Annotated in this window: 16 protein-coding genes and 1 pseudogene; 6 read left to right on the forward strand and 11 right to left on the reverse strand. The window is 70.3% G+C overall.

The features are described from left to right. Nucleotides 1–10: 10 nt before the first annotated feature. A pseudogene (locus OG609_RS13185) lies at nucleotides 11–841 on the reverse strand (tyrosine-type recombinase/integrase); the annotation flags it as partial. Between the two features lie 355 nt (nucleotides 842–1,196). Here OG609_RS13185 and OG609_RS13190 point away from each other — a divergent pair. The 3 genes from OG609_RS13190 to OG609_RS13200 all read left to right on the forward strand — a co-directional run bounded on the left by OG609_RS13190 (nucleotide 1,197) and on the right by OG609_RS13200 (nucleotide 4,086). After that, entirely contained in the window at nucleotides 1,197–2,237 is a 1,041-nt protein-coding gene (locus tag OG609_RS13190; protein WP_327272981.1) for a helix-turn-helix domain-containing protein, read from the forward strand. Between the two features lie 82 nt (nucleotides 2,238–2,319). Then, a complete protein-coding gene (locus OG609_RS13195; protein WP_327272982.1) occupies nucleotides 2,320–2,973 on the forward strand; it encodes a hypothetical protein in 654 nt (217 codons plus the stop codon). A gap of 633 nt (nucleotides 2,974–3,606) precedes the next feature. Further along, complete coding sequence (locus OG609_RS13200; RefSeq protein ID WP_327272983.1) at nucleotides 3,607–4,086, forward strand: VOC family protein; 480 nt, start codon at nucleotides 3,607–3,609, stop codon at nucleotides 4,084–4,086. 69 nt (nucleotides 4,087–4,155) lie between these two features. Here the strand turns inward: OG609_RS13200 and OG609_RS13205 are convergent, their stop codons facing one another. After that, complete coding sequence (locus OG609_RS13205; protein ID WP_327272984.1) at nucleotides 4,156–5,628, reverse strand: MFS transporter; 1,473 nt, start codon at nucleotides 5,626–5,628, stop codon at nucleotides 4,156–4,158. A 102-nt stretch (nucleotides 5,629–5,730) separates the two neighbouring features. Here OG609_RS13205 and OG609_RS13210 point away from each other — a divergent pair, with 102 nt between their 5' ends. After that, complete coding sequence (locus OG609_RS13210) at nucleotides 5,731–6,342, forward strand: TetR/AcrR family transcriptional regulator (RefSeq protein ID WP_327272985.1); 612 nt, start codon at nucleotides 5,731–5,733, stop codon at nucleotides 6,340–6,342. Nucleotides 6,343–6,381: 39 nt separating this feature from the next. Here the strand turns inward: OG609_RS13210 and OG609_RS13215 are convergent, their stop codons facing one another. The 5 genes from OG609_RS13215 to OG609_RS13235 form a co-directional block, all read right to left on the reverse strand. Continuing rightward, complete coding sequence (locus OG609_RS13215; RefSeq protein WP_327272986.1) at nucleotides 6,382–7,005, reverse strand: nucleotidyltransferase domain-containing protein; 624 nt, start codon at nucleotides 7,003–7,005, stop codon at nucleotides 6,382–6,384. Nucleotides 7,006–7,049: 44 nt separating this feature from the next. Next, nucleotides 7,050–7,967, reverse strand: a complete 918-nt coding sequence (locus OG609_RS13220) for an NAD(P)H-binding protein (RefSeq protein WP_327272987.1) — start codon at nucleotides 7,965–7,967, stop codon at nucleotides 7,050–7,052. Further along, a complete protein-coding gene (locus OG609_RS13225; protein WP_327272988.1) occupies nucleotides 7,964–8,323 on the reverse strand; it encodes a DUF952 domain-containing protein in 360 nt (119 codons plus the stop codon). Before OG609_RS13225 ends, OG609_RS13220 begins: the two co-directional genes overlap by 4 nt. Nucleotides 8,324–8,657: 334 nt before the next feature. Beyond that, complete coding sequence (locus OG609_RS13230) at nucleotides 8,658–9,665, reverse strand: reductase (protein ID WP_327278034.1); 1,008 nt, start codon at nucleotides 9,663–9,665, stop codon at nucleotides 8,658–8,660. Nucleotides 9,666–9,750: 85 nt separating this feature from the next. Next, nucleotides 9,751–10,704, reverse strand: coding sequence for a LysR family transcriptional regulator (locus OG609_RS13235; protein WP_327272989.1), 954 nt, complete (start codon nucleotides 10,702–10,704; stop codon nucleotides 9,751–9,753). Nucleotides 10,705–10,950: 246 nt separating this feature from the next. Between OG609_RS13235 and snpA the strand changes: the two genes are divergently transcribed. Both snpA and OG609_RS13245 read left to right on the forward strand, forming a co-directional pair. Next, on the forward strand, nucleotides 10,951–11,628 hold the full coding sequence (gene snpA / locus OG609_RS13240; protein ID WP_327272990.1) for a snapalysin: 678 nt from the start codon (nucleotides 10,951–10,953) through the stop codon (nucleotides 11,626–11,628). 191 nt (nucleotides 11,629–11,819) lie between these two features. Beyond that, nucleotides 11,820–12,290 carry a group II truncated hemoglobin gene (locus OG609_RS13245; protein ID WP_327272991.1) on the forward strand — a complete coding sequence of 157 codons (471 nt, stop codon included), beginning with the start codon at nucleotides 11,820–11,822 and terminating at the stop codon, nucleotides 12,288–12,290. Here the strand turns inward: OG609_RS13245 and OG609_RS13250 are convergent. The 4 genes from OG609_RS13250 to OG609_RS13265 form a co-directional block, all read right to left on the reverse strand. Continuing rightward, complete coding sequence (locus OG609_RS13250; RefSeq protein ID WP_327272992.1) at nucleotides 12,277–12,636, reverse strand: GntR family transcriptional regulator; 360 nt, start codon at nucleotides 12,634–12,636, stop codon at nucleotides 12,277–12,279. The two genes, OG609_RS13245 and OG609_RS13250, sit on opposite strands and share 14 nt — an antisense overlap. 2 nt (nucleotides 12,637–12,638) lie before the next feature. Beyond that, nucleotides 12,639–13,622 carry a DUF1648 domain-containing protein gene (locus tag OG609_RS13255; protein WP_327272993.1) on the reverse strand — a complete coding sequence of 328 codons (984 nt, stop codon included), beginning with the start codon at nucleotides 13,620–13,622 and terminating at the stop codon, nucleotides 12,639–12,641. Between the two features lie 163 nt (nucleotides 13,623–13,785). Next, the gene (locus tag OG609_RS13260) at nucleotides 13,786–14,454 is read right to left on the reverse strand and encodes a DUF6304 family protein (protein WP_327272994.1); all 669 of its coding nucleotides are present in this window, start codon (nucleotides 14,452–14,454) and stop codon (nucleotides 13,786–13,788) included. Nucleotides 14,455–14,641: 187 nt separating this feature from the next. Continuing rightward, a complete protein-coding gene (locus tag OG609_RS13265) occupies nucleotides 14,642–15,637 on the reverse strand; it encodes a family 2 encapsulin nanocompartment cargo protein polyprenyl transferase (RefSeq protein WP_327278035.1) in 996 nt (331 codons plus the stop codon). Nucleotides 15,638–15,771: the final 134 nt, after the last annotated feature.

Below are 15,771 nucleotides of genomic sequence, written 5' to 3' on the forward strand. Positions count from 1 at the left end.
TCTCTGGCCAGGCCATCTGACCTGCGGTTTCGCGGGTCGAGGTCGCCTGCCTTGACCGCACCCGGTCCGCAGTCCGCCGAGCACGGCGTCCATGACGGCCCGGGTGCGGTCTTCTTCGCCCGGCCACAGGTGCGCGTAGATCCGCAGCGTGATGACCGCGGAAGCGTGGCCGAGGACGAGCTGGACCTGCTTGATGCTCGCGCCGCCGGCGATGAAGGCGGAGGCGAAGGAGTGGCGCGGGTCGTGGGTCACCATGTGTGGCAGCTCGACGGGCTTACGACCTCGCGCTCGGCCGCCTCGTTTTCTGCTGCCTGGAGTGCGCGGCGAGCGCAGTTCCATTCAGTCTTCCAGCGACGGTAGTTGAGGGGCTCGCCCTCCTCCATCGTGAACAGCCACTCCTTGGAGGGGCCTCGTGGCGAGGTGCGTGAGGAGCGCGTCGGTGACGACCTCGCCAACCGGGACGGTACCCCGGGACTTGGTGGTCTTCGCCGGGCCGATCTTTCCGGACCGGAGACGCTGACGCCCGACGCGAATGGCGCCGGCCCCGAAGTCGACGTCCGACACCCTGAGGCCGAGCAACTCGCCTATTCGCAAGCCTGATCCGGCGAGGGTGACGATCGCCGCCCGAATGTACGGCGGCATCAACACGGGCCATCGCCTCGACCTGCGCAACCGTGGGCGGCGTGACCTCCTCTTCCGGCATGGGCGGAAGGGTGATCCGGCGGCACGGGCTGGAGGCGATGATCTTGTCCTCGACGGCCGCGGCCATGAGGCGTACGAGGACGTCGTAGACGTTGCGCACACCGCCGGGGCCGAGCTGCTCCGACAGGTTCTTGAACAGACTCACGTACCGAGCAGAGAAGTTCGCTCAACGCGCCCGCAAATGCGGCCACCGAAGGACTCACCGCGGTGCAGCCGACCGCCGAGGACCACACGAAGCCACGAAGAAGACGTCCAGCACGCTGACACACTACCGAAACGGGCTCTGGCCAGCAGGTTCTTGCAGTGGAAGCGGTCGCCCCGGTCGGAGACGACCTGGAGGCACGGCAGGACGGCGAGTCGGTCACGCCTCTCCTCAGGGCTTTCGTCCAGGACCGCACAGAAAAACCGCCGTTCCAATTGCGAACGTTCGCTGTAGCATGCCCGTGCCAGGGGGGCTGGCACGCAGGTCGGGATCGCGAGGGGGCGACTGGGGCATGCTGGTCGAGACGGTGCTGCGGACGGAAGACGTACCACCCAAGGAGCGTTTCGACCGCTGGAGGGAACATCTGTCCCGGACCCATGGGCCGGCGGAGATCCACAGCGCCGACGTGACCGACTTCCCTGCTTCGCAGCGCATCCTGAGCCTCGGCGCAATGCGCGTGTGGACGATGGAGCACCCGCCGATGACCGTGCACCGGACGCCGGAGCTGATCCGACAGGCGGACCCGGGGCTGTACCACCTCTCCCTCCCCCTCTGCGGCAGGATGAGGATGACCCGGCCCGGCCGCGAGGCCGAGTACCACCCGTGCGATCTGGTGCTTCAGGACACCTCGCACCCCTACCTGATGCGTGCGGCGGCCGAAGGCCGCACGGGCACCGTCCTGAGTACCGGGCTGCTCGTTCCCCGGGAACTGCTGCCGCTGCCGAAATGCGGCGTGGACAGGCTGATAGACCGTCCGATGTCCAGCCGGACGGGAATCGGTGCCCTGCTGGCCCAGTTCCTCACCCGGCTTGCGGCAGACGCGCACTCCTACGAGCCCTGCGACGGTCCGCGGCTCGGGACGGTCGCGGTCGACCTGCTGTCCGCGCTCTTCGCCCATGCCCTCGCCGCGGACGAGTCCCGGCCGCCGGAAGGCCGTCGGCCGGTCCTCGCCCTGCGCATCCGGACCTACATCCAGGAGCATCTGCACGATCCGCAGTTGACGCCGCCCGGCATTGCGGCCGCACACCACATCTCCACCAGCTATCTGCACCGCCTCTTCGAGGAGGAGGACGACACGGTGGCCACCTGGATCCGCCGCCAGCGTCTGGAGCGGGTCCGCCGCGACCTGGCCGACCCGGCACTGCGTTCCACCCCCATCCACGCCGTAGCCGCCCGCTGGGGGTTCCCCCGCGCCGCCGACTTCAGCCGCGCCTTCCGCACCGTCTATGGCCTCCCTCCCAGGGAGTACCGCCACCGTGCGCTGATCGCTCGGACCGAGGTGGACGGGGACCGGAGTGGACACAATGCCAAGGAACAGTGCACGCAATGCTAATGACGTTCCATCAGGCCGACTGCATCCTGAGCTTCACGGATTTCCGAACGGGAATTCCGGTGGAACGGGGAAAGGGATTTCCATGAAGCGCACTCTCGCGCTGGCGGTGCTGCCCATGACGCTGGCGATGACGGTTGCCTCGGGGCTGACCACCCAGGCGCAGGCGGTGACGTTGCACTGGTCGAGCGGGCCGTACGGGAACGGGTTCTCCACGTTCTCCCAGCCACTCGACAAGTGCGTCACGGTCAATGTCAGCGGCACCCTTGAATACCGTTGGTGGCGCAAGATGTCGGGCCGCAAGGACATGTGGATCGACCGGGTCCGCGTGAAGAACCCTCAGATGGAAATGATTGTCCGCTCCAAGTGCAACCGTCAGGGAGTGTCCCGGAAACTGACCGGCGCAAAGCTCTCCCAGTTGCTCTATGACCAGGGCTGCAAAACCTCCACGGCCGTGACGGTCAGCGTCCCGTGGGCGGTCGGCGTGACGCCCACCCGCAAGTGCGGACGCATCAAGACGGCCAAGCGGAGCAGTAGTTACAACGCGCGCTCCTCGACGTACTACCAGTTCAACACGGGCAGGCCCGCGACGTTCAAGCCGAAAGGCCTCGACGCCAAGCCCTACCCGGGTCACAAGGAGGTCTGCCTGCATGTCGACGTGACCGCGACGGCATACGAAAAGAGCATTTCGGATTCCTTCGGCAAGGACCTCAAACTATGTGTGAAGGTGTTCAATTGACGGCACCGAGCAGCCGGTCGGCCGCGTCCCGTCGCTGACGGGGCCAACATGCAGAACAAGGGGGCCCGTCTCCGTCAGGAGACGGGCCCCCTTCCTTGATTCCGTGCCGGGTTTCTGCCGTCGGGCGGATGTGTTCGCTGCCGGAAACCGGTCAGAGGTATGCCGGTTCCCGTGGGCGTATGCCGGGCAGGCGGCGGATTTCCCTTCTCCCGGCGTGCCGATCGAACCACCATCGGGTGCTCGTCGTCCCAGTGACCGACGCCGGCCTCCTGACCGCGCTGCGCGATGACGGCGCGGTGGACATACGGGCCACCCCGCCTCCGGCTGCGACGGCCGGAAGATCATCATGGACCTGGACACGACCGTCCCGGCCTTCGGGACAATGGTTCCGATCACTCTCGCCGCACCCGCGGGAACCAGGTGGAGCCGGACGGCGCTGATCCCCCTCTTGGTGTGCGGCGGAAAGAAATGGCCCCGGACCGGGCCGGACGCCCCGCCGCTCCGCGGCTGTCCGCCGTGGGCCGGGGCGTCACCGATGCCCCCATATGCGATCGATGAGTTTCCGGTACGGGATCAGTCGGTATGGGTGGACATGCGCACACGACGGACATGCGCACACGACAGGAGACAGCGATGACCACCGAGGGCTTCACCACATGTCTGTGGTTCGACGGGCAGGCCGAGGAGGCGGCGGAGTACTACCTCTCGGTCTTCAAGAACTCCCGCCTCGGCAGGATCGGCCGCTACACCGAAGCAGGGCCCGGGCCCGCCGGATCGGCGATGGCGGTCGAGTTCGAGATCAATGGCCAGAAGTTCGTAGGCCTGAACGGCGGGCCGCAGTTCACCTTCAACGAGTCCATCTCGTTCCAGATCCACTGCTCGGACCAGGACGAGGTCGACTACTACTGGAGCAGTCTCACCGACGGGGGTGAAGAGGGGCCCTGCGGCTGGCTGAAGGACAGATACGGCGTCTCCTGGCAGGTCGTCCCCGAGGCGCTCATCGATCTGATCGGTGACCAGGACGCCGAGAAGGCCGCGCGGACCACCGCGGCGATGATGACCATGAAGAAGCTGGACATCGCCGCGCTGCGGAAAGCGCACGCCGGGGGCTGACAGGGCGGAGATACCGGACGGGGGTCGATCCGTCCGGTATCTCCGCGTCATCGGCGGGCGAGCCATTGCTCACCGACGCGCGCCACTGCCTGCTCGACGCGGACCGAGGAAGGCGCCGGCGAGCAGGGCGCCGGCCAGGACCAGTGCCGAGTCGACCAGGATCGCGACCGAGACTCCCGACAGGACACCCTCGGGTCCGGTGTCACCGAGGGCGGACATCCGGGCGGTGGCGACAGCGCTCATCACCGGGATGCCCATGGTGATCCCGACCTGCTGGGTCATGGTGGCGAGGCCGGTGGCCAGGCCCTGTTCCTCGTCGGGAAGACCGGAGGTAGCGGTGACCATGAAGCCGACGATCATCAGCATGTTGCCGATGCCGCCGATGAAGGTGGCCACCAGCAGAAGCCAGATCCAGGCCCCCGATGTCCCGAGCGCCACCAGGGAGAGCGTGGCGACGGCCTGGATGACGCCGCCGGTGACGATGGTCGTACGGCTGCCGTACCGGCCGACCGCACGGCCGCCGAATGCGCCGCCGGTCACGGTGCCGATACCCAGGACGCCGAAGGCAAGACCGGTGGCGAGCGGTGAGTAGCCGAGGACCTCCTGCAGATAGAGGGTGAGCAGGAAGACCAGCGAGGTCTCGGTGACGAAGGCGATCAGGCCGGCGGTATTGCCCCAGATGACGCTGCGCCGCTTCAGGATGCGTACGGGGACCAGGGGCGAGGTGGCCCTCTTCTCGACGGACCAGAAGCCGAGGAGGAGCGCGAGACCTGCGAGGAGTGCGGCCAGGGTGGTGGGCGTGGTCCAGCCGGACTCACCGGCCCGGGTCAGTCCGTAGACGAGCAGAAGCAGTCCGCCGGTGACGGTCACGGCCCCGGGGACATCGAGCCGTGGGCGTCGTGCGGGGCGCGAGTCGGTGATGACGGCCGGGGCGAGGGAGACCACCAGGGCGGCCACGGGCACGTTGATGAAGAAGGCCCAGCGCCAGGAAAGCAGATCGGTGAGCAGGCCCCCGAGGATGGCACCGGCGGTGAATCCGGCGGACATCAGCGCGCCATTGAGGCCCAGCGCGCGTTCCCGCAGCGGACCTTCCTTGAAGGCCGTGGTCAGCAGCGCGAGTCCGGCCGGGGTGACCGCCGCCGTGGCGAGACCCTGCAACACCCGTGCGGTGAGCAGAACTTCGGGCGAGGTGGCGAGACCGCCCAGGGCGGAGGAGAGGCCGAGGACGACCATCCCGCCAAGGAACAGCCGTTTGCGGCCCACGAGATCGGCTACGCGGCCGAACAGCAGCGTGAAGCCGGCGGCAGCGAGCGCGAACGCGGTGGCGATCCACTGCAGGTGGGAGAGGGAGAAGCCGAGGCCCTCGCCGACGACCGGCAGTGCGACGTTCAGGATCGAGAAGTCCACGGCGATCATGAACTGGGCGCCGAGGAGGAGAGCGAGGATCAGCTTCTGCCGTCCGGTCATGCGGATTTTCGAGGACGGCACGGCGGGAGCGGCGTCGGTGGTGTCGGGAGACTGGGCCCGGCTGGGTGCGGACATGGCTGCCCTTCCTCAGGGAGAGGTACTAATGGGACTATAGTTCCGTTAATGTGAGAGTCACCGTAGCAGAGGAAGCTTTACTAATGGAACTGGAGACCCGTTATGACTTCTGAGGGTGTGGAGCCCGGCACCGTCCGGCCCGGTGGCCGTACCGCCCGGGTCCGTGAATCGGTCCTGCGGGCCGCGGGCGACGCCCTGGCCGAGCACGGCTTCGACCGCCTGGACCTCGCCGATGTCGCGCGCCGCGCGGAAGTCGGCAAGACGACCGTCTACCGACGCTGGTCCACCCCCACCGGCCTGATCGCCGACCTGCTCGACGACATGGCCGAGCAGTCCTCACCCCGTACGGACACGGGTTCCCTGACCGAGGACCTCCGGGCCAATGCGCGGCTGGTGGTCACCACCCTCACCGATCCACGGCAGGGCGCCCTCTTCAAGTCCGTGATCGCCGCGGCGACCTGCGACCCGCGCACGGCCGAGGCACTGCACCGCTTCTACGCGATCCGCATCAAGGAGTGGTCCGGCTGCGTCGCCGCGGCCGTCGAACGCGGGGAGCTGCCCGCGGGCACGGACGCGGACGAGGTGATCCGCGCCGTATCGGCCCCCCTCTACTATCGGCTGCTGGCCAGCGGCGACCCGCTCGACGAGGCGGCGGCGGACCGCGCCGCCGAGGCCGCGGCCGCGGCGGCGCGGGCGGGCGCGTACGTGAGGTGAGGGGTGGTCAGCCGTCCTCGTCCCGCGCTCTTCGCCGCGTCAGCCAACCGGGTGGGCGCGCAGACGTGCCGACCACGGGTGGCCGGCGCCCTGGGCCAATGTGATCGTCTCGGCCAGCCAGGCGCGCTGGTCCGCGGTGAGGGTCGGCAGCGCCGTCGTGAAGTCCTGTTCGTCCTTGGGCCGCGGGGACTTGGCCTTGTACAGAAGCTGCACCTCAGGGGAGAGGTATGGGACGCCGTCCTTCGAGACCCGGCCGAGCCGGTCGAGCGGGAGCCGGATGCGGGGATCGCGTCGGAACAGCCAGTCGGTGCCCTCCGCGTCGTCGAGCATGAGCTGGATGCGCCAGGGCTCGGCGGGCCCGGGGCGACACCAGATGTCGTGGACGTGACGCGGCAGCACCTCGCCGGGAAGCCAGGGGCGCAGGGTGCCAGGAGGATCGGCGGCCCACCACTCCCAGCCCGCCAGGATCTGCTGGGCGGTGAGCTGGTCACGGCGGAGCAGGAGTACATCGATGTCGCCGTGGACCCGGAAGGTGTGGCCCACGGCGAGTTCGACCGCGTATCCGCCCGCGATCCACCAGGGGGCGCGCAACGGGGCGAAGAGGCGGGCAGCCTCTTCGAGCGAAACCGGATCCCATGGACCCCAGGGAGTTTCGGTACGCATGGGCTGCCGGCCCCTCTCTTCTTCCGATGTCGCCTGCCGTAGTGTCAGTCCGTTTTCAGCAGATGCCGATAGCTGTCCGGATGCTCCCTCAGATAGGTGGCCAGGCTCATCGCCGGATGCCCGGTGAGGTTCGGTACGGCGTCCGAGACCGTGGACATCTCACCGGTGGCGATGGCCTCGTACGACGTCACCCAGCCGGCCACCTCCCAGTCCTCGGCACCGTACTGCGCCCGTGAGGCATAGGCCTCCTCGCGGGTCTCCGGTACATAGGTGATGGTCCGGCCGGTGACCCGGCCCATTTCCTCGGCAGCTTCGGCGAGGGTGAACGCCTCGGGCCCCGTGAGGTCGTACGTGAGCCCGTCGTGGCGGGTGTCGTCGCTCTCGGTGTCGGCCAGCAGCACGGCGGTCGCGGCGTCCGCGATGTCCTCGTGCGCCACCGCCGACACCCGGCCGTCGCCGCCCGGACCGCGCAGCACCCCGTCGGCGCCGGTCATCGCCGGGAGCCCGGCGAGGTAGAGGCTGTCGCGCAGGAAGGTGTAGCGGACATCGGCGGCCCGGAGGTGTGCCTCGGTGTGCCAGTGGTCCCGGGCGAAGGTGAACGTGGCGTCCGGCGCCGCGCCGAGGAAGGAGATGTACACGATGCGTTCGACGCCCACGGCGACCGCCGCGTCCACGGCCGTCGTGTGCTGACGCACCCGGTCAGGGCTCTCGTGCGCCGAGACGAGGAACAGTGTGTGCGCCCCGGCGAGGGCGCGGCGCATGGCCTCCCCGTCACCGTAGGGGGCGGGCGGCGCGGCGACGGCGCCTGGCAGCTCCGGCAGCCGGGACGGGTCGCGGCCGAGGAGCCGCACGGGCACACCGGCGCGCACCAGGCGCTGTGCGACACGCCCGCCGACCGCACCGCTCGCGCCGGTGACGGCGACGATGGGGGCGCCTGGGTCCGTGGGGGGTGGGGGATTCATGCGGGGTCGCCTTCCTTTCGCAGCCAGGGGCGCACCTCCACGACCGCGTCCACCGGGACGGGTCCGTAGATGTGCGGGAACTCCTCGCCGCCGGGCGCGACGGACTCGTACCGTACGGGTGCCGGGAGACGGGCGGGATCGATGACGAGGACCACCAGATCCTGGTCACCGGTCCCGGCCCGGCTCCCGGCGCCGTACAGCATCTCGGCCACGCCTGCGAGCTGGTGCGGCAGCGAGCAGTGGATGAAGCCCTCTTCGTGCAGGGTGCGGCCGCGGGTGGACATCTCGTACGTCCCGATCCCGCGGGCCGCCTCCCACAAGGGGCCTTCGGTGAGGTGCAGCAGCAGTTCGGCCATGGGCCAAAGCTAGCTGCGTCGACGCGCCCTGCGGGCCATCAGCGTGGCCGCCGATCCGGCAGCGAGCAGAACTGCCGCGATGCCACCGAGAATCCATTCACCACCGTGGGAACCCGTGTTCGGGAGCGAGCCCCCGTGGCCGGCGTCGTCCGGCCGGTCGTGGTCGGACTTCTGCGGCCGGGAGTGGGTGGGGGGGTGGGCTTCGGTGCGGGTGTCGTCCCGTAGGGGTCGGGGTGGGTGATTCCGTCTCCGAGTGTCGGGGGGCGGTCCGTTTCCGATGCACCCGGATGCCCCCGATACGCAGGGCCGCATCAGGGCATGTCGCGAGCGCGCGTCAGGCCGTATCCGCCAGCAGCTCGGCCTCCACCCGCGGATCCAGACCGACCGCGGGCCGGTCCGGCCGTTGCGGTGCCTCGCCGTCCAGTTCGACCAGCCACTTCCAGGTATCGGCGACCGTCTCGTCGACCGGCCGGCAGCGCAGACCGGCCGCGTACGCCTTGCTGACGTCGCCCCGGTGCATGGAGTCGTGCGGCTCGCCCGGCGGCAGCCAGACGGGCAGGTCGCTCCAGGGCTCCACACCTGCCGCGAGGATGGTCCGAGCGGGTGTCCAGCGGAGCTCCGCGTCCGAGCCGGTGGCGCGTACACAGGCGTCCAGCAGCTGCCCCATGGTGGCGTGGCCGGGGCGGCTGACCAGGTTGTACGGCCCGTGCAGACCACCGCGACCCGCGTCCAGGAGCCAATCGGCGAGGTGGCGGGCGTCGATGTACTGGAGCATCAGGTCCGGTGTCCCCGGGGCCAGTACGGGCCCGCCTCGGGCGATCCGCAGCAGCCACCAGGGCAGTCTGCCCACGTTCTCCCAGGGGCCCAGGATCAGTCCCGCACGGGCCAGCAGGGCCCGGTCCCCGAAGGCGTCGAGTGCGGCCAGTTCACCGCCGCGTTTGGCGAGGGGGTACGAGACGTCCCCACCGGCGTCGGGTGAGGCACCGGCCACCAGCGGGCCGTCCTCGGGCAGACCGGCCGGGGCCGGGTAGTCGTACACGGAGCGGCTGGAAACGTACGCGTACCGGGCGGCTCGGTCGACCAACAGACCGGCCGCGTCCCGCACGGCCGAGGGGGCGCCGCTCCAGGTGTCGACGACCAGGTCCCACTCGGGCCCACCCCCGTGGCGACCGGCGCCTGCGGCCAGCGCGGCGAGGCCGTCGCCGGTGGTGCGGTCACCGAGGAGTTCCGTCACGCCCTGCGGGGGTGCGTGACGGCCGCGGTGGAACACCGTGACCTCCCAGCCGCGCGCGAGCGCCGCCTCGGTGACGGCGCGGCCGACGAATTCCGTACCGCCCAGCATCAGAAGCCTCATGGGACCGACTCTGCCCGCCGGACGGCCGGACCGGAACAGGTCCTCGCTCTCAGCGGAATCGGACAGCGGTCCCTCACTGTGTGCGGGCGAGCGGGCTGCGGTTGCGCAGCAGCCACTGGTGGTACCCGGCCGCCCGCTGTGCCGCCTCCCGGTAGGCCGCCTCCAGCTCCCCGTACACCGTCGCCATGTCGGCACCCGGCCGGGACACCAGCAGCAGCCGTACGGCCAGGGGGTCGTCGCGCAGCGGACGGATCGCCATGTCGTCGCGCGGCCCGGAGGTGGGCTGGCAGGGTGCGACCGCCTCGCCGAGCACGACGAGGGACGCGGCGGTGAGGTAGTCGCCGTGCAGGACGGTCGGCGCGAGGCCCGCCTCGTCGAACACCCTGCGCAGCCCGTCCCATTCGCCGTCCACCGTGGGGTCGACCATCCACCGGTCGGCGGCCAGGTCCCCGAGGTCGACCACGGGCCGGGCGGCGGCCGGATGGTCCCGGGCCATGGAGATGAACTGCGGCTCGCGGTCCAGGAGTACGCGTTGCTCCAGGCCCTCCGGGATGGCCAGCGGACAGCCCTCGACCTCGTGCACGAAGACGACATCGAGCCCGCCCGCATCGACCGTATGCAGCAGGGCACTGGCCGATACGTCGACCCGCAGCGAGATGTCCGTGCCGGGCAGCCGGAGCCGCAGCCTGCGCAGCCAGCCGCCGATGACCCGGCTCGCGGTGCAGCCGATGCGCAGCCGCGGGCCCGAGGCGCGGACCGCGTCGGCCTCCGCCTTCGCCTCGCTGACCAGGGCGGTCATTCCGTCGACCAGAGGGCGAGCCCGGCTGAGGACGGCGCGGCCGAGCAACGTCGGCCGGCAACCGGTCCGTTCGCGGCTGAACAGCTCGGCGCCCAGAGTGTTCTCGATCCGCCGCAGCTGGGTGGTCAGGGAGGGCTGGCTCACGCCCAGCCTGCGGGCCGCTCGGTGCAGGCTGCCCGTGTCGGCGATGGCGCACAGCGCCCTGAGGTGTCTCACCTCAAGCTCCATACGGTCGAGCGTAGGACGGCGGGCCACTGTCGCACCAGACGCCCCAATCCCATCAAAGTTCTTTAATTCACCTGGAGTTGGCGAAGGCGTCGACAACGGCACCGGGGGTGGCGATAGGCCGGTGCTATCGCCGGTTGACATCATCCGCCGCGGCTTCCGCTCCCCGACACTCTCTCCGTACCGCACCCCGTCCGCGTCCGATGACCGGACGGGTTCATCGGACAGGTAATCGGTAGGAGACCCCCCATGAGACACCCCAGGACCGTCATGTCGGCCGTGGTCGGCCTCGGCTTCGGCCTCGCGGCCGCGCTGGGCACGGCACCCGCCATCGCCTCCTCTCCCGGCCCCGCCGCACCCCCCGCCGCCACCTCACAGGCCCACGCGGGCTACACCTCCGACTCCGGGTCGCACGAGAGCGCCGCCGCGAACAAGGCGTTCTTCGAGGCGGTCGCCAAGTCCGTCGCCAAGAAGCGGGCGGCGAACCCCGGCGCCCAGGCGGTCACCATCGTCTACAGCACCGCCAACGCGCCGAGCTTCCGCACCCAGATAGCCAACAGCGCGCAGATCTGGAACAGCTCGGTCTCCAACGTCCGGCTCCAGGAAGGCTCGAACGCCGACTTCGCCTACTACGAGGGCAACGACCCGAGCGGCTCGTACGCCAGCACCGACGGGCACGGCAACGGCTACATCTTCCTCGACTACGCGCAGAACCAGCAGTACAACTCGACCCGCGTCACCGCGCACGAGACCGGTCATGTGCTCGGCCTGCCGGATCACTACTCCGGTCCGTGCAGCGAGCTGATGTCGGGCGGCGGCCCCGGCACGTCCTGCACGAATCCCTACCCCAACACGAACGAGCGCAGCCGGGTGAACTACCTGTGGCAGAACGGCTTCGCGGCCGCACTCGCCCGCAGCGGCTCCTGACCGCTGCCCGGCAGCTCAGCGGCACCGGGGGCCACCTCGTAGGACGGGGTGGCCCCTTGAGCCTCTGACGGACGGGTGAATGCTCGCCCCCGCTTGATCCGCCCGCAGCGAACGGGCCGGGCGTGCCACTCGTTCCGGGGGATGCTGGAAACGGCCACCGCAGGCGGGCCGTCCCCCATGGAGGTACGAGCGTGAGCGAGCGTCCCGAATCCCTGTACGAAGCCGTCGGCGGCATGGACGCACTGCGCCGGCTGAGCAACACCTTCTACGACAACGTGCTGGCGGATCCGCTGCTCGCACCCGTCTTCGCGGATTTCACCCCGACCCATATCGAGCATGTCGCCGTCTGGCTGGCCGAGATCTTCGACGGTCCGGCCGGCTTCACCGGGCAACACGGCGGCCACCAGGCCCTGTTGCGCGCCCACCTCGGGCTGTCCATCACCGAGCCGCAGCGGCTGCGCTGGATGGAGCTGATGACGGACGCCGTCGAGAAGGAGCTCCCGGACGACGCGCTGCTGCGCCGCCGGGTCCTGGATTACTTCGACTGGGGCACGGGCGTCGCCCGCGACGTGTCGGCGTCCCCGGTCGGCGAGGACCTCGGCGATCCCGGCCCGACGCCGCGCTGGGGCTGGGACGGCCTGCGCCGGCCTACGGGTTGTTGAGTGCGGTACGGACCAGGGTCAGCAGCTCGTCCTCCGTCATCCCCAGCTCACGCGCGTCCGCGACCACTTCGCGTACGCGCTCCAGCAGCCGGGCCCGGTGCGGGGACGCGCCGCCGGTGACGACCGCACCGCGCCCCCGGCGCAGTTCGATCAGCCCCTCCTCGCGGAGCTGCTGATAACCCCGCAGCACCGTATGGACATTGACCCCCAGGGAATCGGCGAGCACCCGGGCGGCGGGCAGACGCTCGCCCGGCACCACCGCCCCCTCGGTGACGGCGCGGCGCACGGACGCCGCGATCTGATCACCGAGCGGCACGGTGGAGGTGGGATCGACCCGGAAGAGCATGGTCAGTGCTCCGCTCGGCGCTCGTCGATGAGGGTGTTGAGGAGCGCGGCGCCGGTCGCCGAGTCGTCGACGGTCACCGCGAAGTCCCGGCCGCCGGCCAGTGTCGCCACAATTCCCTCACCGGAGCGGATCATGACACCACTCCGTCCCGGACGGATGCGGTAGCCCCAGCCCCCGTACTCCGCAAGGGGGTTGATTTCCCTGCTGTTCGCGGCCTCGATCCGGTCGAGCGGCACTCTGAGGCGCGGCCAGGGCAGCATTCCCGAGATGGTGATGCCGCGCCGGTCCACCACCACGTACGGCCGGGCGAAGGCGGCCAGCAGCACACCGAGGAGCAGCAGCGGAATCGCGGCCGCCCAGCCCGAGACGAACAGCAGCACCACCCCGCCGGCCACGAGCGCGAGCGAGATCAGCGGCAGCCACCAGCTCCCGGCGCTGCGCGCCCATCCGGCGACCTCCCCGTCGGCGAGTGCGATCCGCGCACCGTCCCCGGCCTGCCCGGTCGCGGTCGGCTGCTTCGGTACGGGACCGAGCGCGGCCAGCACCATTCCGAGCCCTCCGGCGAGCGCGGCGACCCCCAGGGCGACGGCGAGCTGCCACATCGGGAACGACACACCTTGCGCCTCCCCCTGCGCATTCTCACCGGCATCCACGTTGGCGAGCAGCACGGCTGTCATCACCCAGCCGAGGAATCCGGCGAAGGCATATCCACCGGCGACCAGCCAGCGGTAGGCCCACCCATAGAACTTCCCCCGCACCACCGTGAGGGCCCACAGAGCACCGATCACGGCGAACAGCAGAACGTTGGCCACGGCGTGCCACACCTGCCCCGCATAGCCGTCCGCCCGGCCATCGGCCCGGAAGTGACTGGCCAGTTGCCCGGGAAGCCGGTCCCGGAAGACGGCGAGCAGCACCAGATCGGCGACGAGCGCGAGCAGGAACGGCAGGGCGACGAGAGTCGCGCGGCCCAGATTCTTACGCTTCATGAAAACCTCCATTGTTTGCATGTTAGTAGAACAATGGGGCTATGACAAAGCTTTGAGGGCATGCCGTCGGGATGGTGGGATCAGGTACGGGCCGCCCTCGTCGTGGTCAGGAACAGTCCGACGAGCAACCGGAGGGCGGCAACAACCGGTCAGGCAGGGAAGATCAAGCCCGCTCCAGCGGGAACGCGCCCCGGTGCCCGGTGCCGGCACCCCGGTCCGGGCGGGGCTCGTACTCGCGGCAGCTCCAGACCTCCTGGACGAATCCGGTCCGCCGGTCCCACAGATCCATGACATCGCCCTCACCGGCCGCCCCGCGGTAGGCGTCCTTGGCGCCCCGGAAGCATGCGAGGCCGCCGGAAAGGCCGCGGCCGGGGGTCGGGAAGTAGTCCGAGAAGGCGCAGGCGATGCAGGTCTGCAGGCGCACGCCGGGCGGCAGGGCGCGCTGGATCGTGGCGAGGGCGGACGCGAAGTCGCTCTCTGCGCGATGGGACCGGTAGGCCGCCCCGCCGAACTGCAGCTCCAGGTAGAGATACGGATCGGGGCGGCGCAGCGACAACAGGCAGCTGAGCGTGGCCTGATGGACGGCTCCGTCCCAGAGGACCGGGAGCGGCAGGTCCCACTCCAGGACACAGTCGCCCAACGCACCGTCCACCAGGGCGAACAGGTCGTCGGCCGGTGGTGTGCCGGCCACCGGGGTGAGGTCGTCGAAGCTTTCGCCCTCGAAGTCGATGCCCCTGGTCCGGAGGCGGAGTTGCTGTCCGTCGGTGGTGAGGATGACGGCGTCGGAACCCTGTCGGTCCCGGTACCACCCTGCCCATGACTCATCTGTCATGGGCACGGACTGTAGCCCGTGCCCATGACAGTCGCCCGGTCGCCCTCCTTTTCGTCTCACGGGCCTTGTGACCTCGGCACCTTGCTCCGTTCTCCTTCCTCCGCCCCCTTCACCGGTCCCGGCTCTCCGCTCCTTTCTCCATGCCCCCTCCGATCCCGCCCCGCGTACCGCTCTCTCCTTTCCGTGCTCAGTGCGTCCGACGGGTGACGAACTCCGCCAGGGTCAGGAGATCGCCCGCCGGGGCCAGGTCGGGGACCGCCCGGGACAGGTGGTGGACCGCGCGTGCCATCCGGTCGGCCGCGCAGATCTGCGCCCAGTCCCGGCCGCCGGCCCGGTCGACGGCATCGGCGGCACGGCTCACCTCACCGGGTGTATTCATCGGTCCCCGGTACAGCGCGGCCAGTTCGGCCGCTGCGGGCGTGCCGGAGGTCAGCGCGGCGACCACAGGCAGGGACTTCTTGTGGGCGACGAGATCCGCCCCGACCGGCTTTCCGGTCTGTGCCGGATCCCCCCAGATGCCGATCAGATCGTCGATGAGCTGGAAGGCGAGGCCCGCCTCCCGGCCGAATCCGTCCATCGCGCCGACCGCCCGCTCCCCCGCGCCGGCGTACAGCGCACCGAGTGCGCAGGCGCAGCCGAGCAGGGCGCCCGTCTTGGCGGTGGCCATGGCCAGGCACTCGTCCAGCGAGACTTCGTCCGGACCGCGGTCCTCGAAGGCGCAGTCGGCCTGCTGGCCTGCGCACAGCTCGATGACACAGGTCGAGAGCCTCGCCGAGGCACGGACCGAGGCCGGGCCGGTGTCCTCGGCGAGCAGCCGCTGGGCGAGGGCGAGCATGGCGTCACCGGCGATGACCGCGTCCGGAATGCCGAAGACCGCCCAGGCCGTGGGCCGGTGCCGACGGGTCCGGTCCTCGTCGATGACGTCGTCGTGCAGCAGGGTGAAGTTGTGGGCCAGCTCCACGGCGACGGCTGCCCGTACCGCCCGTTGCGGGTCGCCGCCCAGCGCCCGGGCGGCGGCGAGGACGAGCGCGGGCCTGATCGCCTTGCCCGCCCGTCCCGATGACGGGGTGCCGTCGGCCTGCTGCCAGCCGAAGTGGTACATCGCCACGCGGCGGATCGATCCGGGCAAGGAGTCGACGGCGGCGTGCAGTTGGGGATCGACGAGGGTGCGGGTCTGCTCCAGGAGGGCTGTGGCCTCATGGCCCTGCGTTGCGAGGGCGGCCGGGTCGTTGTCACCCGGGGCCCGGGGTGTGGGTGGTTGGGGTGCATGGTGGGTCTTCACTGGGCGTCCTCCCGAGGCCGCCCCGGGCACGGCTG

The sequence above is a fragment of the Streptomyces sp. NBC_01224 genome, assembly GCF_036002945.1.
Classification (GTDB): Bacteria; Actinomycetota; Actinomycetes; order Streptomycetales; family Streptomycetaceae; genus Streptomyces.